Raw genomic sequence first — 23,608 nt, 5'->3', positions numbered from 1 at the left:
TCAGGCAGGCGGGCCCGGGTCGGCGGGGAACGGCGCGTACACCGCGTCGGTGCGATCCCGTCGGCCCGTGCGCAGCCCCTCGGGCACCGGCCACTGCCCCGCCGCGTCGTCGACCCGGACCCACTCGGTGGTGGCCACCCGGCGGGCGATCCGCCACACGCCGTCGCGCCGGGCGAAGTCGTCGATGTAGCGGAAGCCGGTGGTCAGGTTGCCGCGCGGCGCCGGGTCGGCGCTGCGGTGGAAGGCGATCCCGTACGTCTCCGAACGGGCGAGATCGGGCGTGTCGTCGCGGAAGTCCACCAGGTGGTTGCCGGTCAGATGCATGGTCGAGGTGTATCGGGGGAGCAATCGCCCGATCCACGCAAGGTATTCGTCCACCGTCCCGGTGAAGGCGCCGTGTTCGTCGGTGGCGTCGGGGTGGTAGCACGCGCGGACGGCGTCGAGGTCCATCCGGTCGATGCCCCGGCAGTACCGCGACACCACGTCGCGGATCGCCTGACGGTCGATGAGTCTGCGCAGCTCCACGTCCCCGCCGAAGTCGTCCATGACGCACGACACTACGGTCGGGAGGCATACATCTCCTCGGCCGGGGGGACACCGAACACCTCCGGGCAGCGACCACGTGGCGACGACAAGGGTGATCAGATGGAACCGGCTCTGCGCGAACACGCGGGCGCCGTACGGGAGCTGGCCTCGCGTCTGCTCGACGCGTTGCTGAGCGACGCCGGGGTGCGGGCGGCCGGTGGCGACGTGGTGTGCTCGCCGACCGGCCTGTGGCTGGCGCTCGCGGTGCCGGCCGTCGGCGCGGACGGGGACACCGCCGAGGAGTTGGCCGACGTGGTCGGTCTCGCCTGGCCCGAGGCGGCGCCCGTGGTGGACGCGCTGGCGCGTGAGCTGGCCGGGATCGAGGCGCTCGCGGTGGCCACCGGCGTGTGGAGCGCGGCGCCGCTGCGGGCCGAGTTCCGCGCCGCGCTGGCGGAGGTCGAATTCGGGTCGCCGGTGGATTCGGCCGCGCTGGACCGGTGGGTCGCGCGGGCCACGGATGGGCTGATCGAGCGGATACCCGTGCGGATCTCCGAAGCGACGCGGCTGCTCGTGGTCGGCGCGCTCGCGCTGCGCGCCCGCTGGCGGGACGCGTTCGATCCCGCCCGCACGCGCGATCGGCCGTTCCACGCCGCCGACGGCACCCGGGCGCCGGTCCCGATGATGCACCGGGAGGTGCCCGCCGCTGACGTCTGGACGATCGACGGCCGCGACGGCGAGGTCACCGTGGTGGAGCTGCCGTGCGTGGGGGAGCGGCCCGCACGGGTGCGCTTCGCGCTCGGCCCGCCGCAGGCCCCGCCCGCGTCGGTGATCACCGCCGGATGGGCGCCGCGCGAGACGGGGAAGCCGTACGAGGGCGCGGCCGTGGAGGTGGCCGTGCCGCGCTTCGAGCTGCGCACCCGGCTCGACGTGGTGCCCCGGCTGCGGGCGCTGGGCGTGACGGCGCCGCTGGGTGACGCCGCGGACTTTCGCTGGGCGACCGACGAGCCGGTGCGGATCGACGCGATGGTCCAGGAGTCGCTGCTGCGGGTCACCGAGGAGGGCGTCGAGGCGGCGGCGGTGAGCGCCGTCACGCTCACCCCCGTGAGCTGGACGCCCAAGCCGCGTCCGGTGTGCTTCGACCGGCCGTTCGCGTGTGTGGTGACGGATCCCACCGGCTACGTGCCGCTGTTCGCGGGCTACCAGGCCACGGTGCCCCGGGAGGCGGCGGCCCCGACCTCCCGGTAGCGGGGGTCGGGCACACCCGCGTAGACCACGGTCATGGTCAGCCGGACCGGATCGGCGCGGGTGTTGCGGTATACGTGCGGCCGATCGCCGCGCATCCGCAGCGCGTCGCCGGGGCCGACGGTGAACGTCGCGCCGCCCACCTCGACGGTCACCGTGCCCTCGTGCACGTGCAGAAGCTCGCGCGTACCGGTCGGGTGCGCGTCGGCGGACACCTCGTCGTGTGCCGCCAGGCGCAGTTCCCACAGCTCGGTGAACGGCGCGGTGGTGTCGTTGATCAGCAGCCGGAACACGCTCTCCCGGCCGCCGGGGCGGGTCGGCGCGTCGTCGCGGCGGGCCACGTGGCCCAGTTCCTCGGGCGGCTCGACCAGCCGGCCGATCGGGATGCCGAGGGTGGCCGAGACCCGGGCGAGGGTGGCGATGCTCGGGTTGGTTCGGCAGGTCTCGATCTGCTGGAGCATGTTGCGGCTCACCCCGGAGCGGCCGGCGAGTTCGTCCAGCCGCCAGCCCCGGGCCTGCCGGGCGGCGCGCAGATTGGCGGCGAGGGTGTAGCCGACGGCTTCGGCGGGATCGGTCATGGCGCGATTGTGTCCTTGGGTCCAAAATACTGTGTCTATGACACAGAATAATGTGCACAGGCCGGAAGTCGAGCAGGACACGACCGAGGTCGAGGCCGCAGGGGGCCGCGCCGACGCCCGGGGCCGGCGTCCGGTGCGGCGGCTGCTCGGGGTGGGGCTGGTCGACTACCTGGGCGTGGGGCTGTTCGTCGCGTTCTCCGCCGTCTACTTCACCCGGATCGTCGGCCTGTCCACCGGCGGCGTGGGCCTCGGCCTCGGCCTGGCCGGACTGATCGCGCTCGGTACCGCCGTGCCGATCGGCCGGCTCGCCGACCTCCTGGGGGTACGCAACACCCTGGTCGCCCTGCACCTGGCCCGCGCGGCCGGCACCGCCGGCTACGCGGCCGTCGGCGAGTGGTGGGGCTTCCTCGTCGCGGTCGCCGTGGTCACCACGGCCGACCAGAGCGTGTCCGCGCTCACCCAGGCGTTCGTGGCCGAACTCGCCGACGGCGCCGACCGGGTGCGCACCCTGGCCGCCTACCGCACAGTGGCCAACCTCGGGATCAGCCTGGGCGCCCCGCTCGGCGGCCTGGCCATCGGCCTGGACGACGCGGCGGCGTTCCGCGCGGTCGTGCTTGTCAACGCCGCCGCGTTCGTCCTGGTGGCCGCACTGCTCGCGACCATCCCGGCGCCGCCGGCCCGGGGCGCGGCGGCGCGGGTGTCCGGATGGGGCGCGCTGCGCGATCGGCGGGTGTGGGGGCTGGCCTCGATCGACACGCTGCTCCAACTCTGGCTGCCGGTGCTCAATCTGGGCATCCCGCTGTGGCTGACCACCCGCGGCGGGTTGTCCGCGTCCTGGCTCGGCGCGCTGTACGCGGTCAACACCGTCTTCGGCGTGGTGTGCCAGATGCCGGCCGCCCGGCTCGCGATGTCGGTCCGCGCCGCGCGGCGCTGCCAGGTGGCGGCCGGCGCGCTGCTCGCGGCGGCGTGCGTGCTGCTGTGGTCGGCCGAACGGGCGCCCGCCGCCGTGGTGTTCCCGATCGGCGTGCTGCTGCTGTCCTGCGGCGAGGTGATCGCGGTGTCGGCCGCCTGGACGTTGTCCTACGCCGTCGCGCCGGACGACCGCCGGGCCGAATACCTGGCCGCGTTCGGCATGGGTCGCTCGGTCGGCCGCCACGTGCTCGGCCCGATCCTGATCACCGGACTGCTCCAGGCGGTGGGCGGCATCGGATGGGGCGTACTGGCGGCCCTGTTCGCGAGCGCGGGCGTCGGCACGCTGTTCGTCCGCCTCCCGCCCGACCGCCCGGCCGCCGACGCGCGCGAAGCCTGAGCGGCGCGTCGTGCGCACGCCCGCGCTGTGGTAGTCCTGATCGACCACCACGACCGTCTCGGGAGTACGCGGAGGAGCACGCATGGATCAGGCCCGCTTCGGGATCACCGTTCCGCTCGACGCCCCGCTCACCGAACACCCCCGCCTGATCCGCGAGTTGCGCCGGGCCGGCTACACCGACTTCTGGTCGGCCGAGGTGGACGGCTCGGACGGCTTCACCCCGCTCACCGTGGCGGCCCTCGCCGATCCGGACGTGCGCCTGGGCACCGCGATCGTCTCGCCGTACACACGCGGCCCGGCCACTCTGGCGATGAGCGCGGCGGCGCTCGCCGAGGTGGCCCCCGGCCGCTTCCACCTGGGCCTGGGCGCCGGCTCCGCGCCGATCGTCGAGGGCTGGAACGGGGCCGAGTTCGACCGGCCCTATCAGCGGGTGCGGGACACCGTGCGGTTCCTGCGCGCGGCGTTCGCGGGGGAGAAGGTCACCGAGGAGTACGAGACCTTCGCGGTGCGCGGCTTCCGGCTGTCCCGGCCGCCGCAGAGCCCGCCGCCGATCCTGGTCGCCGCGCTGCGCCCGGGCATGTTGCGGCTCGCCGGCCGGGAGGCCGACGGCGCGATCCTGAACTGGCTCTCCGCGAAGGACGTCGAACGTGTGGTGCCGTACGTGCGCGAGGGCGGCCCGGACAAGGCGATCGTCGCGCGGATCTTCGTCGTGCCCACGGGGGACCGGGACACCGCGCGGGCGATCGGCCGACGGATGATCACCGCCTACCTCACCGTCCCGGTCTACGCCGACTTCCACCGATGGCTCGGGCGCGAGGAGCAGTTGGCGCCGATGTGGGAGGCGTGGGTCGAGGGCGACCGCAAGCGGGCCCTCGACCTGGTCCCGGACACGGTGCTCGACGACCTGATCGTGCACGGCGAACCGGCCGAGTGCCGGGCGCGGATCGCCCGCTACGTCGCGGCGGGCGTCACCGTCCCGGTCCTGGCCGTCATCGACCCCCGCCCCGGCGCCGACCCGATCGAGGCGGCACTCGCACTGGCCCCGACGGCGGGCTGAGCGCCGGCCGGCCGATCAGAGCCCGAGCACCCGCAGGGCGTTGGTCCGCAGGAACTTCGGCCACACCTCGTCCTTGAAGCCGACCCCGGGCAACTCGGCGAAGATCCGGTCCAGGGTCAGCCCGTACGGGAAGTAGCCCGCGTACATGACCTTGTCCGCCCCGCGCGTGTTCGCGTAGTCGACGATCGCGCGCGGGTAGTGCTTGGGTGCGAACGCCGACGAGGACCAGTGCAGGCCCGGCCACTTGAGCATCAGCTTGACCGCCAGATCGCACCACGGCTCGCCGCCGTGGCGCAGCACCACGGTCAGTTCGGGGAAGTCGTAGCAGACCCGGTCGAAGCGCATCACCTCCTGCGCGGCGGCCGGCACCCGGGGACCGGGAATGCCCGCGTTCACGAACACCGGCAGGCCCAGCTCCACACAGGTCGCGTAGAGCGGATACGCCAGCCGGTCGTCGATCGGCACCGGAGGTGTGCAGCCGCATGGGAAGAAGGTCGCGGCCAGGACGCCCGCCTCCTCGCGCGCCCGACGCAACCCGCGCACGCCCGCCATCACGTCGGTCGGATCCACCTGGAAGCTGCCGAGCAGCCGGTCCGGGTGCCGGCGCACCGCGTCGAGCGTGTCCGGGTCCTCGAACGAGACCGGGATCAGCGCCTTCTCCACGCCGAACCGGTCCATCTCGCGCAGCAGATCCTCGGCCGAGGAATCGGTGCGCTCCATCTCGGGCAGGTCCTTGAACATGTAGCCGGCCGGGTGGGTCATCCCGCTCCGGCTGTCCTCGTCCCGCAGGGTGCCCGCCATCGCGGTCGCCCACCAGCGCCGGTCCCGATTCGGCAGACCCATCAGCAGGTCGACCACGCCGATGCCGTCCGGAATACCCATGCACACCTCCGTGCAACGGAAACGACCCCGGAGCCGGTCCCCGCCGTGGACGGCCGGAACTCCGGGATCGTTTCGGTGACTTGCCGGTTCGTCGCCGCGCGGACCCTAGCGGGTGACCACGATCGACGAACCGTGCCCGAACAGGCCCTGGTTGGCGGTGATGCCCACCCGCGCGCCCGCCACCTGGCGAGCGCCGGCCTCGCCGCGCAGTTGCCAGGTCAACTCGCAGACCTGGGCGATGGCCTGCGCGGGCACCGCCTCGCCGAACGAGGCCAGGCCGCCGGAGGCGTTGACCGGGATCCGGCCGCCGATCTCCGTCGCGCCGTCGCGCAGCAGCTTCTCCGCCTCGCCGCGCGCGCAGATGCCCAGGTCCTCGATCCAGTCCAACTCCAGGGCGGTGGACAGGTCGTAGACCTCGGCCAGGCTCAGGTCCTCCGGCCCGATGCCGGCCTCCTCGTACGCGGCGTGCGCGAGCGAGGCACGGAAGGACAACTCCTGCGGGGCGACCGCCGCCGACGAGTCGGTCGCGATGTCGGGCAGTTCGATCAGCGCGCTCGGGAAGGTCGGGGTGACCGTGGAGACCGCCGAGATGCGCACCGGGCCGGTGGTGTGCCGGGCGGCGAACTCCTTGCTGCACAACACCACGGCCGCCGCGCCGTCGGAGGTGGCGCAGATGTCCATCAGCCGCAGCGGGTCGCACACGATCGGCGAGGCGGCCACGTCCTCGGCGGTGAACGCCTTGCGGTAGCGGGCGTTCGGGTTGCCCAGGCCGTTGCGCGCGTTCTTGACCTTGACCCTGGCGAAGTCCTCGACCGAGGCGCCGTACAGGTCGATCCGACGCCGGGCGTACATCCCGAAGTAGGCCGGGTTGGTGGCGCCGAGCAGGTGGAAGCGCACCCAGTCCGGATCGTCGGGACGGTCCCCGCCGACCGGCGCGAAGAAGCCCTTGGGGGCCGCGTCGGCGCCGACCACGAGGGCCACGTCGCACAGGCCGGCGAGGATCTGCGCGCGAGCGCTCGCGATGGCGTGCGAGCCGGAAGCGCAGGCCGCGTACGAGCTGGAGATGCGCGCCCCGGTCCAGCCCAGCGCCTGGGCGAAGGTGGCGCCGGCGACGAAGCCCGGGTAGCCGTTGCGGATGGTGTCCGCGCCCGCCACGAACTGGATGTCCTGCCACGCCAGTCCGGCGTCCCTCAGCGCGTCCTGGGCGGCCTTGACGCCGTACTCGACGAAGTTGCGGCCCCACTTGCCCCACGGGTGCATGCCCGCGCCCAGGACGACGATCTCGCGGTCGTTGCTCATGCCCGAACCTCCACCGGCCGTACGTTCCACGTGGTGTGCACGTACTCGTCGTCCTCGTACAGCACGCCGGGCACGATCTCCACCGGGTCGCCGACCTTCAGGTCGTCCACGCCAACCCCGGGCGCGCCCTGGCCGAGCACGATCAGGCCCTCGGCCTCCAGGCGCACCGCGACGATGGTGTACGGCTGCCATTCGACGTCCGGATCGGACACGAACGGCGCCGGCGGGCGGTAGCCGGCGTTCGTGTACGACCACACGGTGCCGCGCTTGGACAGCGGCACCTCGGCGAACTCGGTGCCGGAGCACGCCGGGTTGCCGCAGAACGTTTCTCGGCGCGGGAAGAACACGGTCCCACAGGCGGTACACCGGGTGCCGAGGAGGGAGAAGTCCTCCCCGGACGTGGTGAACCAACCGGGGACCACGGGCTTGTGGTCCTTCGTCACGGGGCCCTCCAACTCGTCTGGCCGTCTCGTCCGATGTGTGTACGGACCACAGTCTGACGGATCGTCAGTTCCGTGCGCCAACCCGACCGGGGGTATTTACGGTCACACCCGCCGGCGTGCCGGGGCGGGTATTCGACGTCCCATCAGACCCGACGCCCGCCACAGTCGCAGGCCCGGTCCGCCGAGCAGGCCCTGCTCGTCGTAGAAGGCGATCAGGCGCCGCGACCAGTGGGCGAGCGTGTCCGACCGGTGCGGATTGGCCCGCGCGGTGCGATACGCCTCGGCCGGATCCAGACCCACCGCCGCGTACACCCCGGGGTGCACCAGACGGGTGGCGATGATGTGCGCGGCGCGGGCCAGCGCGAGCCGGGTGATCGCCCGCTCCGCCCGGGACAGGTGCGGCGCGCCCCGGGCCACCTCGTCGCGCGCGTAGCGCACGTGCCGGGCCTCCTCGACCACGTGGATCCGGGCGGTTCGCCGGGTGATCGGCTGCAGCGACTCGTCGGCCATCATCTCGCGCTGCATCGTGTCCAGGACCTCCTCGGCGATCAGCGCCATCGCGAAGGCCTGCACGCCCGAGCCGAACGTCTTCATCGCCCGCGCCGCCGTGTGCGCGTACGGGCCGGGTCCGTACTCCGGGCACTCCAGCTTGTCGATCAATCGGCCGAACATGGTCGAGTGCCGGCACTCCTCGGCGATCTCCATGAACGCGTACTGCACGTGTCGCGAGGTCAGCGGCCGGTCGTAGACGTGCCGGATGAGCAGTTGCATCAGCACGACCTCGAACCAGATGCCGACACTGGCCATCGAGGCGACCTCGTGCCGGGACAGGTCGACGCGCTGCCGCTCGCTCATCCGCTCCCACAGCGGCGTGCCGTACAAAGTGACCCGATGCGCGGGCAGGAAGTAGGCGCCGTCGACCAGTGGGGCGTCCCAGTCGACGTCGGTGATCGGGTCGAACGCGTGCGCGTGGGACGCGGCCAGCAGCCGTTCCGCGACGCGTTCGCGGTCGGTGCCAAAGGCGCTGACGATGGGGTGTGGGGTGGGCATGCGGGGCCTCCTTCGCCGGATGTGCCGCCGGACTTGTTTCCCGTCGGTAACATCCCGCGTTCGCTCCGCCGCGTCCAGAGTCCGCACGAAGATCCTTTCCGACTCGCCCGGGGGATGCGCGCGCGGGCGCGAGATGGCAGGGTCGGGGGGCACACCGCGTGGAGGGGGCAACAAAGATGACGGAATCGAGCGAGCGGGCCGAGTTGCTGTGGCAACCGTCGGCCGAGCGGGTCGCCGCCGCGGCGGTCACCCGCTATCGCGCGTGGCTCGCCGCCGAACGCGGCGTCCACGCCGAGGACTACGCCCGATTGTGGGAATGGTCGACCACCGAACCCGAGGCGTTCTGGGCCTCGCTGTGCGACTGGTTCGACCTCGACCTGGGCGATCGTGAGGTGGTGCTGGCGGACCGGACCATGCCCGGTGCCCGCTGGTTCCCGAACGCCCGGCTGAACTACGCCCGGCAGGCGCTGCGGCACACCGAGGACGGCGACCCGGAGCGCCCCGCGATCGTCTACCTGGACGAGGAGCTGACCCCGCGCGAGATCTCCTGGGCCGAGCTGCGCCGCCAGGTGGCGTCCTGTGCGGCCACCCTGCGCGAGCTGGGCGTGCGCCCAGGCGACCGGGTCGCGGCCTACGTGCCGAACACCCCGCACGCGGTGGTCGGACTGCTCGCCTGCGCCGCGATCGGCGCGGTGTGGTCGGCCTGCGCGCCCGACTTCGGCGCGCGCAGCGTGCTCGACCGGTTCCAGCAGATCGAGCCGGTGGTGCTGCTCGCGGTGGACGGCTACCGCTACGGCGGCAAGGAGGTCCGCCGCGCCGACGTGGTCGCCGAACTGCGCGAGGGCCTGCCGACCGTGCGACACGTGTTGCATGTACCGCTGCTCGACGAGCCGACGCCCGACGGCGTGCTGCCCTGGGCCGAGGTGATCGGGCGCGACCTGCCCGCCGACGGGCTCGACTTCGAATCGGTCGGCTTCGACCACCCGCTGTGGATCCTGTACTCGTCCGGCACCACCGGCCTGCCCAAGGCGATCGTCCAGGGCCACGGCGGGATCGTGCTCGAACACCTCAAGGAGGCCGCGTTCCAGCTCGACCTGGGCCCGAGCGACCGCTTCTTCTGGTACACCTCCACCGGCTGGATGATGTGGAACATGCTGGTCGGCGGCCTGCTCGCGGGCAGCACGATCGTGCTCTACGACGGCAGCCCCGGCTACCCGGGCCCCGAGGCCCAGTGGACCGTGGTGGAGCGGGCCGAGGTGACCTGGTTCGGCACCTCCGCCGCCTACGTGATGGCCTGCCGCAAGAAGGGGCTGACCCCGCGCGCCTCGCACGACCTGAGCCGGGTGCGGGCGTTGGGCACCACCGGCTCGCCGCTCCCGCCCGACGGCTTCCGCTGGGTCTACGACGCGGTGGGCGCCGACATGTGGCTGGCCTCGGTCAGCGGCGGCACCGACGTGTGCAGTGCCTTCGTCGGCGGCAGCCCGGACCTGCCGGTGTATCTCGGCGAGATCCAGTGCCGGGCCCTGGGCTGCGCGATCGAGGCATGGGACGAGCAGGGTCGGCCGGTGGTCGACGAGGTCGGCGAGCTGGTGATCACCCAGCCGATGCCCTCGATGCCGATCCACTTCTGGAACGACCCCGACGACGCGCGCTACCGGGCCAGCTACTTCGACACCTATCCGGGCGTGTGGCGGCACGGCGACTGGATCACGCTCACCGAGCGCGGCACGGTCGTGGTGCACGGCCGTTCCGACTCGACGCTGAACCGGCAGGGCGTGCGGATGGGGTCGAGCGACATCTACGAGGCCGTCGAACGCCTCCCCGAGGTGCGCGAGTCGCTGGTGGTGGGCCTGGAGCTGCCCGACGGCGGCTACTGGATGCCGCTGTTCGTGGTCCCCGCGCCCGGCCACACGCTCGACGAGGCGCTCCAGGCCCGGATCCGCGCGGTGATCCGCGAGGAGGTCTCGCCCCGGCACGTCCCGGACGAGATCATCGCCGCGCCGGGCGTGCCGCACACCCTCACCGGGAAGCGGATCGAGATCCCGGTGAAGAAGCTGCTCCAGGGGCGCGCCCTGGAGGACGCGGTCAACCCCGGCTCGGTCGACGACCTCGACGTGCTGCGCTTCTACGCCGAGGTGGGCCGCTCGCGGGCCCGGGCACAGGAGAGCCGGCAGGCGGACAAGCCGGCCGACAAGCCCGAGGACAAGTAGGTCGAGAATTCGACGTAGGCGGTGTAACGGGCCGGACCGGTGCGGAACGGCCCGGAACATCCGATGAACACAACACTGTGACGCGCACGGAGTAGTGCGGGGCAAACGGGCGTCGGCGGTGGCACGATCAGGTGCATGCCCGAGACGTCACGTCGCACCCAGCGCTTCCTCGGACGTCTCCCGGTGTTGGCCGCGGTCCTGATCGCGGGGTCGGTCACCGCCTACGTCGCGCTCGCGCTGACCCGACCGGCGACCATGTGGTGGCTCGGCGACCTGCGGGTCTACCAGGCCGGCGGGCGGGCCATCCTGGACGGTCGCGGGCGGCTCTACTCGATGTCGGTCGGGATGGCCCACCTGCCGTTCACCTACACCCCCTGCGCCGCGCTGCTGTTCACCCCGCTGGCCTGGTTGCCGTGGGGCGTGCTGCGCTGGGTATCGGTCGCGGGCAACCTCGCGCTGCTCACCCTGGCCGCGCACCTGGCCTGGGGCATGGTCGGCGTGCGCCGCCCGCGCCGACTGCCCGCGGCGGCGATTACCGCCGCTGTCCTGCTGTGGAGCGAACCCGTCCAGGAGACGCTGCGGTTCGGCCAGATCAACCTGCTCCTGCTGGTGGTGATCCTGGCCGACCTCTCCCGCGCGCCCGACGCCCGGCTGCGCGGCTGCGGGGTGGGCCTGGCGGCCGGGCTCAAGCTCACCCCGGCGATCCTGATCCCCTACCTGTTCCTGACCGGCCGCACGCGTGAAGGACGCAACGCCGTCCTCGCGCTCGGGGCCGGGCTGTTCGTCGCCTTCGCCGTGCTGCCGCGCGAGTCGCTGCGCTACTGGGGCGGCCTGTTCCTCGACGACACCCGGGTCGGCCCGGTCCAGGTCCCGGGCAACCAGTCGCTGCGCGGGATACTGATCCGGCTCACCCACGAGGCACCCCCGCCGGGGCCGCTGTGGTTCGCGATCGCGGGCGCGGTCGGCGTCGGCGGCCTCGCCCTGGCCGCGGTGATCGGCCGCAGCCGACCCGACGACCCGCGCCGCGACCTGGCCGGACTGTGCGTCACCGCGCTGACCGGACTGCTGGTGTCGCCGATCTCGTGGACCCACCACTGGGTGTGGATCGTGCCCGGCGGTGTGCTCCTGGTCGACGTCGCCCGGCGGTCGGGTCCGTTCCGGATCCGGGCCGGGCTCGCCGCGCCGGCCCTGGTCGCGCTCACCGCCGCGGTGCCGGGACGCCGGGTGGAGCTGCCGGTGCCGGTGCCCACCGGGCTGATCTGGCAGGTGCCCTACCGCGACGGCCGCGAACTGCGGCTCGCCGGGTGGGATCTGGTGCTGGCCGACGCGTACACTCTCGCCGGGCTGGCCGCGCTGCTCACGATCGCGGTGGGTCTGGCGGCGAGCCGGCGAAAGTGCGCGAGCCCGTCGGTGGAAGCCGTTACGCTCGATCCGCCGGAACCGGTGGGCCGACCGTCCCCGGGGAGTTCCACGCCCACCCCGGCCGGGGTGTAGCCCCCGTCCGGAACGGACGCGGGGTCACGGTCCGCGGTTCCCGTCCGCGGCACTGGACGCCGGGCCGTTTCGACCGTGTGGATATCCTGACCCGGCGCCACCCGGCCTGGCGCCCATTGAACCGTGCAGTTGTGGAGTCCCCGACCGACATGTCCTTGCCCCGCGTGCTCGTCACCTCCTGCCGCGAGTTGTTGACGCTCGCGCCCCGCGTCCCGTTCGGGCACGAGCACAGCCGGGAACCCCGTCGGCCGGGACGCGTCGCGCTCGTCGGCGGCGCCCTGATGCTGCTCTCGCTCGGCCTGTGGGCGCTGTGGACCTACCTCAACCGCCGCGACATGTGGCACATGCTCGACCTGAGCGTCTACCACGACGCCGTGCACAGGTTGCGCGACGGCGACCGGATCTACACCGAGAACTACGGCAAGTGGGAACTGCCCTTCATCTACCCGCCGATTTCCGGGCTGCTCTTCTACATCGTGCTGCCGCTGGGCTTCGCCGGCCTCAAATGGTTCATGGCGTGCCTCAGCCTGCTGTCGCTGTTCGCCGTGGTCTGGGCCTCGTGGGGGATGCTCGGCTACCGCCGCGGCGCGGGTCGGTTCGGGGTCAGCGCGGCCACCTTCGCCGTGGTCCTGTGGCTGGAGCCGGTGGAATGGACGCTCGTGTGGGGGCAGATCAACCTGCTGCTCCTGGCACTGATCGTGCTCGACCTGGCGCTGCCCGACGATCGCCGCTACAAGGGCATCGGGGTCGGCGTCGCGGCCGGCCTCAAGCTCACCCCCGCGATCTTCGTGGTGTACCTGCTGATCACCCGCCGGTTCCGGGCCGCCGCGGTGGCCTCCGGCGCGTTCGTCGGCACCGTCCTGGTGGGTCTGGTCGCCGCGCCGTCGGCGTCCGCGTACTACTGGGCGAACCTGGTGTCGATCAGCGGCAAGGTCAATTCCAAGCTCAGCGTCGGCACCCTCAACAACCAGTCGGTACAGGGCATGTTCACCCGCATGCTCGGTGACGGCGGGCCGGCCAAGGGGCTGTGGCTGCTGCTCTGCCTGGTCATCGGGGCGCTGGGCCTGCTGGCCGCCGCCCGCGCCTCGCTGTACGGCAACGAGCTGGTCGGCGTGGTGATCACCGGCGGCCTGTCGCTGTTCGTCTCGCCCATCTCGTGGTCGCACCACTGGGTGTGGGTGGTGCCCGTGTTCGTCCTGCTCACGCACACCGCGCTGACCCGGGCGAGACCGCTGTGGTGGTGGCTCACCGGCGCCTTCTTCGCGTTCTTCGCGGCCTGGCCGATGCGACTGAACGTCCTCGGCGACTGGGACGGCACGCAGACGCTCCAGCCGTGGGGCCTGATCTGGCTCGCCCCCCGGGACGGCGACCGCGAACGGCACTGGACACCGCTCGAGTTCGTGCTGGGCAACGGCTACCTGTTCGCCGGCATCGTGCTCACCCTGATCCTGGTCCTGCGCATCCTGCGCGACCGCGGCCCGCTGCCGACGCTTCCCGCACAGGCAACCGAGAGCGCGCCCGCGACCGCCACGCCCGACAGCCCCGCTCCGGACCCGGTCTCCGGCGGCTCCGGGCGTCGCTGAGCCCGTCCGGCGCGACATAGGCTGACCTCGAACGAAGACCCACCGGAAGAAAGCAGAGGACCCGTGGACGCCCACGTGGACGCGGCCCCGCCGCCTACCCGGGAGGGCGGCGTCGACGCTCCCAGCGACCGGATCGTGACGATCCCCAACCTGCTCAGCTTCGCCCGCCTGCTCGGTGTCCCGGTCTTCCTGTGGCTCATCCTGGCGCCCGAGTTCGGCGGCCCCAAACACGACCTGTGGGCGCTCGCGCTGCTCATGCTCAGCGGGATCAGCGACTACCTCGACGGCAAGCTGGCCCGCCGCTGGAACCAGGTCAGCAAGGTCGGCGCGATCCTGGACCCGGCCGCCGACCGGCTCTACATCCTCGCCACCCTGGTAGGTCTGACCTGGCGCGAGATCCTGCCGATCTGGCTGACCGCGATCATCCTGGGCCGCGAGTTGTTCATGGGCGTGGTGCTGTTGATCCTGCGCCGGCACCGCTACGGCGCGCTCTCGGTCAGCTTCGTCGGCAAGGCCGCGACCTTCAATCTCATGTACGCCTTCCCGCTCCTGCTGCTCAGCGACGGCACCGGACGTGTCGCAACTCTCGCCGCGATCTTCGGATGGGCGTTCGCCTGGTGGGGTACTGCGCTGTACTGGTGGGCAGGAGTCCTCTACGCAGCCCAGGCCAAACGGCTCGTGGCCGCAGACAAGGCGAGTCGCACAGCGACCGCCGGGTAGCGAAGGGATCGCCGGACAACGCGGCGATCACGAGATACTCAAACCACGCCACCCGGCCCCGGCAATTCAGCCGTGGGTGCGGGTGGTGTGACGCGATAGGAGGACGAGACCGATGAAGGCCGTCGTCATGGCCGGAGGCGAAGGCACGCGCCTGCGCCCGATGACCTCCAGCATGCCCAAGCCGCTGCTGCCGGTGGTCAACCGACCGATCATGGAGCATGTGCTACGGCTCCTCAAGCGCCACGGGCTTTCCGAGACCGTCGTCACCGTCCAGTTCCTCGCGTCGCTCGTACGCAACTACTTCGGCGACGGCGAAGAACTCGGCATGAGCCTGACGTACGCGAACGAGGAGACTCCGCTCGGCACCGCGGGCAGCGTCAAGAACGCCGAGGAGGCGCTCAAGGACGACACGTTCCTGGTCATCTCCGGCGACGCACTCACCGACTTCGACCTCACGGCGCTGGTCGAGTACCACCGGGCCAAGGGGGCCCTGGTCACCGTGTGTCTGACCCGGGTGCCCGACCCCCTCGAATTCGGCATCACGATCATCGACGACGAGGGCCGGGTGGACCGGTTCCTGGAGAAGCCGACCTGGGGTCAGGTCTTCTCGGACACCGTCAACACCGGCATCTACGTGATGGAACCCGAGGTCTTCGACTACGTCGCCGCGGGTGTGTCCGTGGACTGGTCGGGCGACGTGTTCCCCAAGCTGCTCAAGGAGGGCAAGCCGATCTACGGCTATGTCGCCGAGGGCTACTGGGAGGACGTCGGCACCCACGAGAGCTACCTCAAGGCCCAGGCCGACGTGCTCACCGGCAAGGTCGACGTGGACATCGACGGCTTCGAGTTGTCGCCGGGCGTATGGGTCGCCGAGGGCGCCGAGGTGGACCGCGACGCGATCCTCAAGGGCCCGCTCTACATCGGCGACTACGCCAAGGTCGAGGGCGGCGTGGAACTGCGCGAGCACACCGTGCTCGGCTCCAACGTGGTGGTCAAGCGCGGCGCCTTCCTGCACAAGGCGGTGGTGCACGACAACGTCTACGTCGGCCCGCATACCAATCTGCGCGGCTGTGTGATCGGCAAGAACACCGATGTGATGCGCGCCGCCCGGATCGAGGAGGGCGCGGTCATCGGCGACGAGTGCCTGATCGAGGAGGAGTCGCTGGTCGCCGGCGACGTGCGGATCTACCCGTTCAAGACGATCGAGGCCGGCGCGGTCGTCAACACCTCGGTGATCTGGGAGTCGCGCGGCCAGAAGTACCTGTTCGGCCCACGCGGGGTCTCCGGAATCCTCAACGTCGAGATCACCCCCGAACTCGCCGTCCGGCTGGCCGGGGCCTACGCCACCACGCTCAAGAAGGGCGCCACCGTCACCACCGCGCGCGACCACTCGCGCGGTGCCCGGGCGCTCAAGCGCGCGGTGATCTCCGCGCTCCAGGCCAGCGCGATCAACGTGCGCGACCTGGAGAACGTGCCGATGCCGGTGGCCCGTCAGGAGACCGCGCGCGGCTCGGCCGGCGGGATCATGATCCGCACCACGCCCGGGGTGCCGGACTCGGTGGACATCATGTTCTTCGACGAGCGCGGGGCGGACCTCTCGCAGGCCGCGCAGCGCAAGCTCGACCGGGTCTTCTCACGCCAGGAGTATCGCCGGGCCTTCCCCGGCGAGATCGGTGAACTCACGTTCCCCGCGCGCCCGTTCGACAGCTACTCCGGATCGCTGCTGAAGGCCCTGGACATCACCGGGGTGCCCGAGTCCGGGCTCAAGGTGGTGGTGGACGCCGCGCACGGCAACGCCGCGCTGCTGCTGCCCAGCATCCTGGGCCGGTTGGGCATCGACGCGCTCACCGTCAACTCCGGGCTCGACGATGCCCGGCCCACCGAGACCGCCGACGAGCGGCACGAGGGGCTGCTGCGGCTCGGCGAGCTCGTGGCCTCCTCCAAGTCCGGGTTCGGCGTGCGCTTCGACCCGGTCGGCGAGCGCATGTCGCTGGTGGACGAGCGCGGCCGGATCATCGACGACCACCGCGCGCTGCTCGTACTGCTCGACTGCGTGGCGGCCGAGCGCGGCGGCGGCAAGATCGCGCTGCCGGTGACCACGACCCGGATCGCCGAGCAGGTCGCGGCCTATCACGGCGTCCAGGTGCAGTGGACCACCACCTCGCCCGACGACCTGGCGCGGGTTGCCCAGTCCGACGACACGATCTTCGGCGGCGACGGGCGCGGCGGGTTCGTCATCCCCGAGTTCAGCACCGTCTTCGACGGCACCGCCGCGTTCGTCCGGCTGATCGGCCTGGTCGCGCGCACCCAGCTGACGCTGAGCCAGATCGACGCGCGCATTCCGCGCGCACACGTGCGCCGGCGGGACGTGGCCACGCCGTGGGCGGCCAAGGGCATGGTGATGCGCCGCGTGGTCGAGGCCGCGGGCGACCGGGAGATCGACACCACCGACGGCGTGCGCGTGGTGGAGACCGACGGCCGCTGGGCGCTGGTACTGCCGGACCCGGCCGAGGCGGTCACGCACGTGTGGGCCGAGGGCCCCGACGACGACGCCGCGGACGAACTCCTCGACGAGTGGAGCCGGGTGGTGGAGCACGCGGGCGACTGACGCCCGTTCGCCCCGGCTCCGATCCCGCTCGCCGGCCGCCGCCGTCGGCGGTGGCCGGGAGTGTCTTGTAGGGTCTCTTCCGGCCGTGGATCGCCGCACGCGATCCGCGGCCGGATCCCGTATCGGACCCTGCAACGGGCACTCCGACCGGCATGGAACGATGGGGCGCATGTCATCGCGGGAGACACCGGGAACAAGCCGGTACAGGCGGCCGGACGCCTCGATGTCCCTGCTCGTGGACATGATGACCAACAGCCTCGACGCCGGCTACGCGGAGGCCACCGCGCGGCGTGCGGTGCGCGGCGACACCGGCATGAACAAGGGGCCGCTGGCCCGGATACTCGCGGTCGTCGGGGTCGCGCTGATCGCGATGATCCTGATGGTCGCCGCGATGAAGGTGCACGCCGCCGCGCCGCAGGCCGAGCGCGAGCGGCACCAGCTGGTCGACCGCATCCACGCCGACGAGGCCGAGGTGGACGGCCTCCAGTCCACCGTGGAACGGTTGCGCGACGAGGTGGACGCGATCCAGGAGGTCTCCCTGCCCAAGGGGGCCAAGGACCGGGTCGAACTGCTCGCGCTGCTCACCGGATCCGAACCGGTCGAGGGGCCGGGGCTGAAGGTGGTCGCCGACGACGCCAAGGGCTCGGACAACAGCAACGGCACCAGCGACCCGCGCCAGGCCGAGGCCGCGGCGAATGGCCGGATCCTGGACCGGGACCTCCAGCGGCTGGTCAACGGCCTGTGGAAGGCCGGCGCCGAGGCCATCTCGATCAACAACCAGCGGCTGACCGCGCTGTCCGCGATCCGGGCCGCCGGTGCCTCGATCCTGGTCGACAACCGCCCGCTCGCGCCGCCCTATACGATCCTGGCGATCGGCAACGCGAAGCCGATGCAGGTGGAGTTCATGGTCGGCGCGGACGGGCGGTATCTGCGCCAGTTGCAGGAGAACTACGGGATCCGGGTCAATCTGAGCGCGCAGAAGAAGATGAAGCTGCCCGCCGCCCTGGGTACCTCGCTGCGCTACGCGAACCCGGCCGGCGCCCCGCCGCCGGCCCCGCCGCCGAGCACCCCGGCCAAGCCGACCCCGAGCCCACCGCCCGCCTCGCCCACGGGCACCGGCGGACCGCCGAGCGGTTCGGCCCGGCCGACCGGCGCGCCGACAACGTCGCAAAAGGCGACCGAACGAAAGGGTAAACAGTGATCGCGGTCCTCGGCCTGGTCCTCGGGGTCGTGGTCGGGTATCTCGCCCGACCCGTGATCCCGCACGAACTGGAGCCGTACCTGCCCATCGCGGTCGTGGCCGCCCTCGACGCGGTCTTCGGCGGCCTGCGCGCACTGCTCGACGGCATCTTCGACGACAAGGTCTTCGTGGTCTCGTTCCTGTCGAACGTGGTCGTCGCGGCCCTGATCGTCTTCCTCGGCGACAAGCTGGGCGTCGGCGCGCAGTTGTCCACCGGCGTGGTGGTCGTGCTCGGCATCCGGATCTTCTCCAACGCGGCGGCCATCCGGCGGCACGTCTTCCGGGCCTGACGGGGAGTCACACATGGCCGACGAAACGGACGAGACGCGCGGGCGACACGCCCGCCACGACGAGGACCCCCGGGAGTTGGGGCTCCCGCGCCCGCCGGAGGAGCCGCAACTCCCGCCGGCGCGGGAACCGGCTCCGGATCCGATTCCGGCGGCGATTCCGGCTGCGGTTCCGGATCCGGAACCCGATCCGGAACCGGTGCTGGCACCCGGGATCGAGCCGGAGCCGGAGGCGCCGTCCGCCCGCAAGCCCACGATCGAGACCCGGCGCCCGGTCGACCTCTACCACGAGGGCCGGCACATCCGGGAGCGGATCCGCGAGCAGGCCGCCGAGGTGACCTCGGAGATCGCGCCGATCACCGCGCCGGTGCGCGAGTCCGCACACGAGATCCGCCACAGGCTCCCGGCGCGCGAACCGCGTGAAACACCCGAACCGGGCGACCCGTCCGAACTCCCGCACGCGGGGGCGCGCGCCGAAGCGCGCGACACGCCCGGGCCGGAATCGGATTCGGTCGAGGCCGTGGCGCCCGACGGGGCGGACCGGATCGATCCACACCCGGTGGCGTCACATGCCGCCGAGCCGGTCGACGACCAGCCGGGTCGGCGCCGGCTGATCGAGGCGTTCTGGCCGCCGCGCGTGAGCCGGGCCCAACTCGTGGGCGCCGTGCTGCTGTTCGCGCTCGGCGCCGGGCTGGCCATCCAGGTCAGATCGAACAACGAGTCGGACCCGCTGCGCGGCGCGCGGCAGGAGGACCTGGTCCGGGTGCTGGACGAACTCAACGCGCGCACACGGCGGTTGGAGGACGAGAAGCATCGCCTGGAGAACAGCCGCACACAGCTGCAGAGCAGCAACGACCGGGTCCAGGAGGCCCGGCAGCAGAACGCGGCCAAGGCGGACGCCCTGGGCGTGCTGGCGGGCACCGTCAAGGCGAGCGGGCCCGGCATCACGCTGACGATCACCGATCCGCAGCGCCAGGTCACCGGCGACGTGCTGCTCGACACGCTCCAGGAACTGCGCGCGGCGGGCGCCGAGGTGATCCAGATCAACGATGTCCGCGTGGTGGCCGGTACCTGGTTCAATGGCACGCCGCCCGGCGACATCCTGATCGACGACGTCAAGGTGCTGCCGCCGTACGTGTTCAAGGTGATCGGCAATCCGCAGGATCTCCAGCCCGCGCTGAACATCCCCGGAGGCGTGGTGAAGACGCTGGAGAAGAAGCAGGCGGGGGCCATCGTCACCCCCTCGCAGGACGTGCAGATCGACGCCTTGCGGCCTGCGAACAAGCCTGGTTACGCTCGCTCGGCACCGGGCGCCGGTAACGGGTGAGCACACCTGACAGAATCAGTCCGCCGGTCGCCGTCGGTGCATCACTCATCAGGCAAGAAGGGCAGGCTGTCCGCATGTACCCCGCAGATCTCGCGTACACGACGGAGCACGAATGGGTGCGCGTCATGGAAGAGATCTCCGGGACGGTGCGGATCGGCATCACCGAATACGCGCAGGACGCGCTCGGTGACATCGTCTACGTCACGCTGCCGCCGGTCGGCACCCGCGTCGTGGCCGGAGAGCCCTGCGGCGAACTGGAATCGACCAAGAGTGTCAGCGACCTCTTCGCACCGCTCGACGGCGTCGTGACCACCGTCAACGACGCACTCGACGGCGCACCGGAGTTGGTCAACTCCGATCCCTACGGCGATGGTTGGATGTTCGAGGTGCGCCTCGACGACCCCGCCGCCCCGGCCGCGCTCTTGGACGCGGCCGCCTACCAGAACAGCCTGGGCTCCTGACGGCCCGGCGAAGCGGTAGGCAGTCCATCACCACGACCCACTCCTCCTGCCCCACGGGCGGGCCAGGTTCTCTCGGGGAGGTTCGCCCGTGAAGTTGTTCGCGAAATTGTTCGGTCGTTCCCGTCGCTCCGGCGACGCGCCGGCTGCCGATGCGGGAAGGTCCGGCAATCCGCCGGCCGCCCCGCCGACGATGCCGCCGGGTTCCCCCTACGGGGCCTCCACCGGCGCGTCGCCCGCTCCCGCCCCCGCCCCTCGGATGGGCGAATCCGACGCCACCGCCGGGCATGTCGCTGTTGACCAGGAACACACGGCGCGCATAAGTTTCGGACAACTCTCGACCGAAGGTCGAGGTTCGACCGGGACGGGTCAGGAGGCCGACGTGGTCGTGTGCGGCACCTGTGGGCATCACAACCCGCCCGGCGGCCGGTTCTGCTCCAACTGCGGCGCGCGTCTGGGCGCCGGCGCCGAGCGGGCGTCGGAGCAGACCTCGACCATCTCGATCAGCGGCATCGAGGCGCTGGACGCGGAACCCGCGCCCCGCGAGATCCTGACCCCCGAGGCGCAGGCCGCGGTGGACGCGCTGCCGCCGGGGACCGCGCTCCTCGTGGTGCGCCGGGGCCCCAACTCCGGCAGCCGCTTCCTGCTCGACTCGGACCGCACCACGGCCGGTCGGCACCCGCAGAGCGACATCTTCCTCGACGACGTGACGGTCTCGCGCAAGCACGCCGAGTTCCGCCGCACCGCCGGGGGCTTCGCGGTCGCCGACGTGGGCAGCCTGAACGGCACCTACGTGGGCCGCGAGCGCATCGACGAGGTCCCGCTGACGCCGGGCGACGAGGTCCAGATCGGCAAGTACCGGCTGGTCTTCTTCCCGAGCAGGCAGGGGCTGATGGGGTGAGTCCGGCGGCGGCCGGATCGGTCTCCTCGAGCATCGGCGGGGTGTTGACCCTGTTGCGTCCCGAGTTCCCGGACATCAGCATCTCCAAGATCCGGTTCCTCGAGGCGGAAGGGCTCATCGAGCCGCAGCGGAGCCCGTCGGGCTACCGCAAGTTCGGCCCCGCCGACATCGAACGACTGCGCTACGTGCTGCGTGTGCAGCGCGACCGCTACCTGCCGCTGCGGGTGATCAAGGACCAGCTCGACGCGATGGATCGCGGGCTCGAACCGGCCGGCCCGACCCCGGCCGAATCCGAGCACCCCCGGAACGGGGACGGCGATCCCGGAGCGGCCGGCCGGGACGGGGGCACGGTGCTCCTCGACCGGCCGGGGCTGATCGCCGCGGCCGGCATCCAGGACGCGGACCTGGCCCGCCTGGAGGAGTTCGGCCTGATCCAGCCGCACCGCCCGCGCCCCGACGAGGCCGGTGCGGACGCGGCCGAGGAGGGTGTGGTCTACGACGGGGACGCGCTCGTGGTGGCCCGCCTGGTGGCCGCGCTGGGCCGCTACGGCGTCGAGCCGCGTCACCTGCGCCAGGCCAAGGCCGCGGCGGACCGCGAGGCCGCCCTGGTCGAGCAGATCGTCGCGCCGCTCCTGCACCGCAGGGGCGCCCGCGCGAAGGCGGGCGCCGAGGAGACCGTCCGCGACCTGCTGGCGCTCACCTCGCGCCTGCACACCGTCCTGGTCACCACCGCGCTCGCGCCACGCCTGGGCCGCTGACCGGCGCGCCCGCTCGGCGCCCTACCCCGGCGTACGGTCGCCGCCGGGCCCCGGACCCGCGCCGGCCCCCCGACGGCGCCACGAAGAAAAAACGACGAATCCCCGACCTATTCGGCCCCCGGGGATCGGTCACCGACAGTCGAGCGCGCTAGTGTGGCGATGTGAACGAGCTAGAGGTTGTGGGCGTCCGGGTGGAGATGCCCTCTAACCAGCCGATCGTGCTCCTACGGGAGACGGGGGGCGATCGTTATCTCCCCATCTGGATCGGCCCGGTAGAGGCGACGGCCATCGCGTTCGCCCAACAGGGCGTGGTACCCGCGCGTCCTCTGACGCACGATCTCTTCCGGGACGTGCTGGAGGCGTTGGGGCAGGAATTGACCCAGATCCGGATCACCGACCTGCGCGAGGGCGTGTTCTACGCCGAGCTGGTCTTCTCCGGCGGCGTGGAGGTCAGCGCGCGCCCGTCGGACGCGATCGCGCTCGCGCTGCGCACCGGGACGTCGATCGTGGGCAGCGACGCGGTCCTGGACGAGGCCGGCATCGTGATCCCCAACGAGCAGGAGGACGAGATCGAGAAGTTCAGGGAGTTCCTGAACGACATCTCGCCCGAGGACTTCGGCACCACGAGCCAATAGCCGGCCCGCTCCGGCCCGGCGCATCCTCGGAACCGTCGACCGACCCCCTCGCCTCCTCGGCGGCCGGGTCCCGGTCGGCGGTTCTTCGCGTCTCGGACCCGATCAGGGTCGATCGGTTTCGGGCAGAAGCGATCAGTGGCAAAGCCGGCAGACCTACCCGTGGACGCCGGGTTCAAACCACTCGTGCGAGCAGCGTCACTCGGCGTGCCGAACGCCCCGGTCGTTGACGCGCTGTTGGTGACTGCCTACCGTCGAAATCGACAGTTCCGGGATGACCCCTGCGCGTTGCACCTCGCCGCCTGCGGCCCGGGACTGAAAGAGACTCCTCGCGCCGTACCCGGGCGCGCGGGGACGAAAGGGAGGTCGGCGTGAGCAGCACCGGCGACATCACGGCGGCGGAGCGCGCCCGCACGGCACGTCCTCTGCCGGCGACCGACCCCGGTGCGGGCCTCCGGCGGCCGGACGTCGTCCCACCCGGCACTCCGTCGGAGGACGTGGGCTACCGTGGCCCGACCGCCTGTGCGGCGGCCGGCATCACCTACCGGCAACTCGACTACTGGGCCCGCACCGGCCTGGTCGAGCCCACGGTCCGCTCGGCCCACGGCCCGGGCACGCAGCGGCTGTACGGCTTCCGCGACATCCTCGTGCTGAAGATCGTCAAGCGGCTCCTGGACACCGGCGTCTCGCTGCAGAACATCCGGATCGCGGTCGCCCACCTGCGCGGACGCGGCATCGGCGACCTGGCCGGGATGACCCTGATGAGCGACGGGGCGAGCGTGTACGAGTGCACGTCCTACGACGAGGTCATCGACCTGGTCCAGGGCGGCCAGGGGGTCTTCGGCATCGCGGTGGGGGCGGTGTGGCGCGAGGTCGAGGGCTCGCTCGCGCAGCTCCAGGGCGAGCACACCGGCACCGGGGAGCCGACCCCGCAGGTCCATCCGGGCGACGAATTGGCCCGCAGGCGTCGAGATCGCGCGGTCTGAGCGGCGATACCGCCGGTGG

The 23,608-nt window shown here is 72.0% G+C and carries 22 protein-coding genes; 16 read left to right on the top strand and 6 right to left on the bottom strand.

Features of this window, described 5'->3' with window-relative positions; genetic code table 11:
- Entirely contained in the window at positions 1 to 546 is a 546-nt protein-coding gene (locus ACMXN5_RS03045) for a nuclear transport factor 2 family protein (protein WP_380000971.1), read from the bottom strand.
- 99 nt (positions 547 to 645) lie between these two features.
- On the opposite strand from ACMXN5_RS03045, the gene ACMXN5_RS03040 reads away from it, so the two are divergent.
- Positions 646 to 1,770 (top strand): serpin family protein, encoded by a 1,125-nt coding sequence (locus tag ACMXN5_RS03040; RefSeq protein WP_439673870.1) that lies wholly within the window; start codon positions 646 to 648, stop codon positions 1,768 to 1,770.
- On the opposite strand, the gene ACMXN5_RS03035 is transcribed toward ACMXN5_RS03040, so the two are convergent.
- Positions 1,722 to 2,345, bottom strand: a complete 624-nt coding sequence (locus tag ACMXN5_RS03035) for a helix-turn-helix domain-containing protein (RefSeq protein ID WP_395786789.1) — start codon at positions 2,343 to 2,345, stop codon at positions 1,722 to 1,724. The two genes, ACMXN5_RS03040 and ACMXN5_RS03035, sit on opposite strands and share 49 nt — an antisense overlap.
- A 37-nt stretch (positions 2,346 to 2,382) precedes the next feature.
- On the opposite strand from ACMXN5_RS03035, the gene ACMXN5_RS03030 reads away from it, so the two are divergent.
- The gene (locus tag ACMXN5_RS03030; RefSeq protein WP_439673869.1) at positions 2,383 to 3,654 is read left to right on the top strand and encodes an MFS transporter; all 1,272 of its coding nucleotides are present in this window, start codon (positions 2,383 to 2,385) and stop codon (positions 3,652 to 3,654) included.
- A gap of 82 nt (positions 3,655 to 3,736) precedes the next feature.
- The gene (locus ACMXN5_RS03025; RefSeq protein WP_439673868.1) at positions 3,737 to 4,711 is read left to right on the top strand and encodes an LLM class F420-dependent oxidoreductase; all 975 of its coding nucleotides are present in this window, start codon (positions 3,737 to 3,739) and stop codon (positions 4,709 to 4,711) included.
- A 15-nt stretch (positions 4,712 to 4,726) separates the two neighbouring features.
- Here ACMXN5_RS03025 and ACMXN5_RS03020 read toward each other — a convergent pair whose 3' ends face one another.
- The 4 genes from ACMXN5_RS03020 to ACMXN5_RS03005 form a co-directional block, all read right to left on the bottom strand.
- Positions 4,727 to 5,593, bottom strand: coding sequence for an amidohydrolase family protein (locus ACMXN5_RS03020; RefSeq protein WP_439673867.1), 867 nt, complete (start codon positions 5,591 to 5,593; stop codon positions 4,727 to 4,729).
- A 105-nt stretch (positions 5,594 to 5,698) separates the two neighbouring features.
- Positions 5,699 to 6,892: a lipid-transfer protein gene (locus ACMXN5_RS03015; RefSeq protein WP_439673866.1), complete on the bottom strand. Its 1,194-nt coding sequence runs from the start codon at positions 6,890 to 6,892 to the stop codon at positions 5,699 to 5,701.
- Positions 6,889 to 7,335 carry a Zn-ribbon domain-containing OB-fold protein gene (locus ACMXN5_RS03010; RefSeq protein ID WP_395786794.1) on the bottom strand — a complete coding sequence of 149 codons (447 nt, stop codon included), beginning with the start codon at positions 7,333 to 7,335 and terminating at the stop codon, positions 6,889 to 6,891. The genes ACMXN5_RS03015 and ACMXN5_RS03010 overlap by 4 nt, the downstream gene beginning before the upstream one ends.
- Before the next feature lie 102 nt (positions 7,336 to 7,437).
- A complete protein-coding gene (locus ACMXN5_RS03005; protein WP_439673865.1) occupies positions 7,438 to 8,385 on the bottom strand; it encodes an AurF N-oxygenase family protein in 948 nt (315 codons plus the stop codon).
- A 176-nt stretch (positions 8,386 to 8,561) separates the two neighbouring features.
- Between ACMXN5_RS03005 and ACMXN5_RS03000 the strand changes: the two genes are divergently transcribed.
- From ACMXN5_RS03000 to ACMXN5_RS02940, 13 genes are all read left to right on the top strand, one after another.
- Entirely contained in the window at positions 8,562 to 10,595 is a 2,034-nt protein-coding gene (locus ACMXN5_RS03000; RefSeq protein ID WP_439673864.1) for an acetoacetate--CoA ligase, read from the top strand.
- A gap of 135 nt (positions 10,596 to 10,730) precedes the next feature.
- A complete protein-coding gene (locus ACMXN5_RS02995; RefSeq protein ID WP_439673863.1) occupies positions 10,731 to 12,089 on the top strand; it encodes a glycosyltransferase 87 family protein in 1,359 nt (452 codons plus the stop codon).
- A gap of 149 nt (positions 12,090 to 12,238) precedes the next feature.
- The gene (locus ACMXN5_RS02990; protein ID WP_439673862.1) at positions 12,239 to 13,672 is read left to right on the top strand and encodes a glycosyltransferase 87 family protein; all 1,434 of its coding nucleotides are present in this window, start codon (positions 12,239 to 12,241) and stop codon (positions 13,670 to 13,672) included.
- Between the two features lie 63 nt (positions 13,673 to 13,735).
- Complete coding sequence (locus ACMXN5_RS02985; protein ID WP_201260924.1) at positions 13,736 to 14,392, top strand: CDP-alcohol phosphatidyltransferase family protein; 657 nt, start codon at positions 13,736 to 13,738, stop codon at positions 14,390 to 14,392.
- A 112-nt stretch (positions 14,393 to 14,504) separates the two neighbouring features.
- The gene (locus ACMXN5_RS02980) at positions 14,505 to 17,000 is read left to right on the top strand and encodes a sugar phosphate nucleotidyltransferase (RefSeq protein ID WP_439673861.1); all 2,496 of its coding nucleotides are present in this window, start codon (positions 14,505 to 14,507) and stop codon (positions 16,998 to 17,000) included.
- Positions 17,001 to 17,223: 223 nt separating this feature from the next.
- Positions 17,224 to 18,201 (top strand): DUF881 domain-containing protein, encoded by a 978-nt coding sequence (locus tag ACMXN5_RS02975; RefSeq protein WP_395786800.1) that lies wholly within the window; start codon positions 17,224 to 17,226, stop codon positions 18,199 to 18,201.
- On the top strand, positions 18,198 to 18,530 hold the full coding sequence (locus ACMXN5_RS02970) for a small basic family protein (RefSeq protein ID WP_020548716.1): 333 nt from the start codon (positions 18,198 to 18,200) through the stop codon (positions 18,528 to 18,530). The genes ACMXN5_RS02975 and ACMXN5_RS02970 overlap by 4 nt, the downstream gene beginning before the upstream one ends.
- Before the next feature lie 517 nt (positions 18,531 to 19,047).
- Positions 19,048 to 19,854 (top strand): DUF881 domain-containing protein, encoded by an 807-nt coding sequence (locus tag ACMXN5_RS02965; protein ID WP_439677936.1) that lies wholly within the window; start codon positions 19,048 to 19,050, stop codon positions 19,852 to 19,854.
- A gap of 74 nt (positions 19,855 to 19,928) precedes the next feature.
- Positions 19,929 to 20,315, top strand: a complete 387-nt coding sequence (gene gcvH / locus ACMXN5_RS02960) for a glycine cleavage system protein GcvH (RefSeq protein ID WP_126640677.1) — start codon at positions 19,929 to 19,931, stop codon at positions 20,313 to 20,315.
- Positions 20,316 to 20,694: 379 nt separating this feature from the next.
- On the top strand, positions 20,695 to 21,213 hold the full coding sequence (locus ACMXN5_RS02955; protein WP_395786801.1) for an FHA domain-containing protein: 519 nt from the start codon (positions 20,695 to 20,697) through the stop codon (positions 21,211 to 21,213).
- Positions 21,210 to 21,971: a transcriptional regulator FtsR gene (ftsR, locus tag ACMXN5_RS02950; RefSeq protein ID WP_439673860.1), complete on the top strand. Its 762-nt coding sequence runs from the start codon at positions 21,210 to 21,212 to the stop codon at positions 21,969 to 21,971. Before ACMXN5_RS02955 ends, ftsR begins: the two co-directional genes overlap by 4 nt.
- Positions 21,972 to 22,132: 161 nt before the next feature.
- The gene (locus tag ACMXN5_RS02945; protein WP_020548711.1) at positions 22,133 to 22,606 is read left to right on the top strand and encodes a bifunctional nuclease family protein; all 474 of its coding nucleotides are present in this window, start codon (positions 22,133 to 22,135) and stop codon (positions 22,604 to 22,606) included.
- A gap of 368 nt (positions 22,607 to 22,974) precedes the next feature.
- Positions 22,975 to 23,589: a MerR family transcriptional regulator gene (locus ACMXN5_RS02940; protein ID WP_380000939.1), complete on the top strand. Its 615-nt coding sequence runs from the start codon at positions 22,975 to 22,977 to the stop codon at positions 23,587 to 23,589.
- Positions 23,590 to 23,608: the final 19 nt, after the last annotated feature.

The organism is Embleya australiensis, assembly GCF_051903075.1.
Classification (GTDB): domain Bacteria; phylum Actinomycetota; class Actinomycetes; order Streptomycetales; family Streptomycetaceae; genus Embleya.
The sequence above is the reverse complement of the archived record's forward strand: the minus strand, read 5'-3'. Positions and strand labels throughout refer to the sequence as shown.

Bases quoted from the DNA above. Each gene is read 5' to 3' on its own strand.
- ACMXN5_RS02980 (WP_439673861.1), top strand. From the start codon at position 14,505: ATGAAGGCCGTCGTCATGGCCGGAGGCGAAGGCACGCGCCTGCGCCCG.
- ACMXN5_RS02975 (WP_395786800.1), top strand. From the start codon at position 17,224: ATGTCCCTGCTCGTGGACATGATGACCAACAGCCTCGACGCCGGCTAC.
- ACMXN5_RS03025 (WP_439673868.1), top strand. From the start codon at position 3,737: ATGGATCAGGCCCGCTTCGGGATCACCGTTCCGCTCGACGCCCCGCTC.
- ACMXN5_RS02990 (WP_439673862.1), top strand. From the start codon at position 12,239: ATGTCCTTGCCCCGCGTGCTCGTCACCTCCTGCCGCGAGTTGTTGACG.
- gcvH (WP_126640677.1), top strand. From the start codon at position 19,929: ATGTACCCCGCAGATCTCGCGTACACGACGGAGCACGAATGGGTGCGC.
- ACMXN5_RS03040 (WP_439673870.1), top strand. From the start codon at position 646: ATGGAACCGGCTCTGCGCGAACACGCGGGCGCCGTACGGGAGCTGGCC.
- ACMXN5_RS03035 (WP_395786789.1), bottom strand. From the start codon at position 2,345: ATGACCGATCCCGCCGAAGCCGTCGGCTACACCCTCGCCGCCAATCTG.
- ACMXN5_RS03000 (WP_439673864.1), top strand. From the start codon at position 8,562: ATGACGGAATCGAGCGAGCGGGCCGAGTTGCTGTGGCAACCGTCGGCC.
- ACMXN5_RS03005 (WP_439673865.1), bottom strand. From the start codon at position 8,385: ATGCCCACCCCACACCCCATCGTCAGCGCCTTTGGCACCGACCGCGAA.
- ACMXN5_RS03030 (WP_439673869.1), top strand. From the start codon at position 2,383: ATGACACAGAATAATGTGCACAGGCCGGAAGTCGAGCAGGACACGACC.
- ACMXN5_RS03045 (WP_380000971.1), bottom strand. From the start codon at position 546: ATGGACGACTTCGGCGGGGACGTGGAGCTGCGCAGACTCATCGACCGT.
- ACMXN5_RS03020 (WP_439673867.1), bottom strand. From the start codon at position 5,593: ATGGGTATTCCGGACGGCATCGGCGTGGTCGACCTGCTGATGGGTCTG.
- ACMXN5_RS03015 (WP_439673866.1), bottom strand. From the start codon at position 6,892: ATGAGCAACGACCGCGAGATCGTCGTCCTGGGCGCGGGCATGCACCCG.
- ACMXN5_RS02995 (WP_439673863.1), top strand. From the start codon at position 10,731: ATGCCCGAGACGTCACGTCGCACCCAGCGCTTCCTCGGACGTCTCCCG.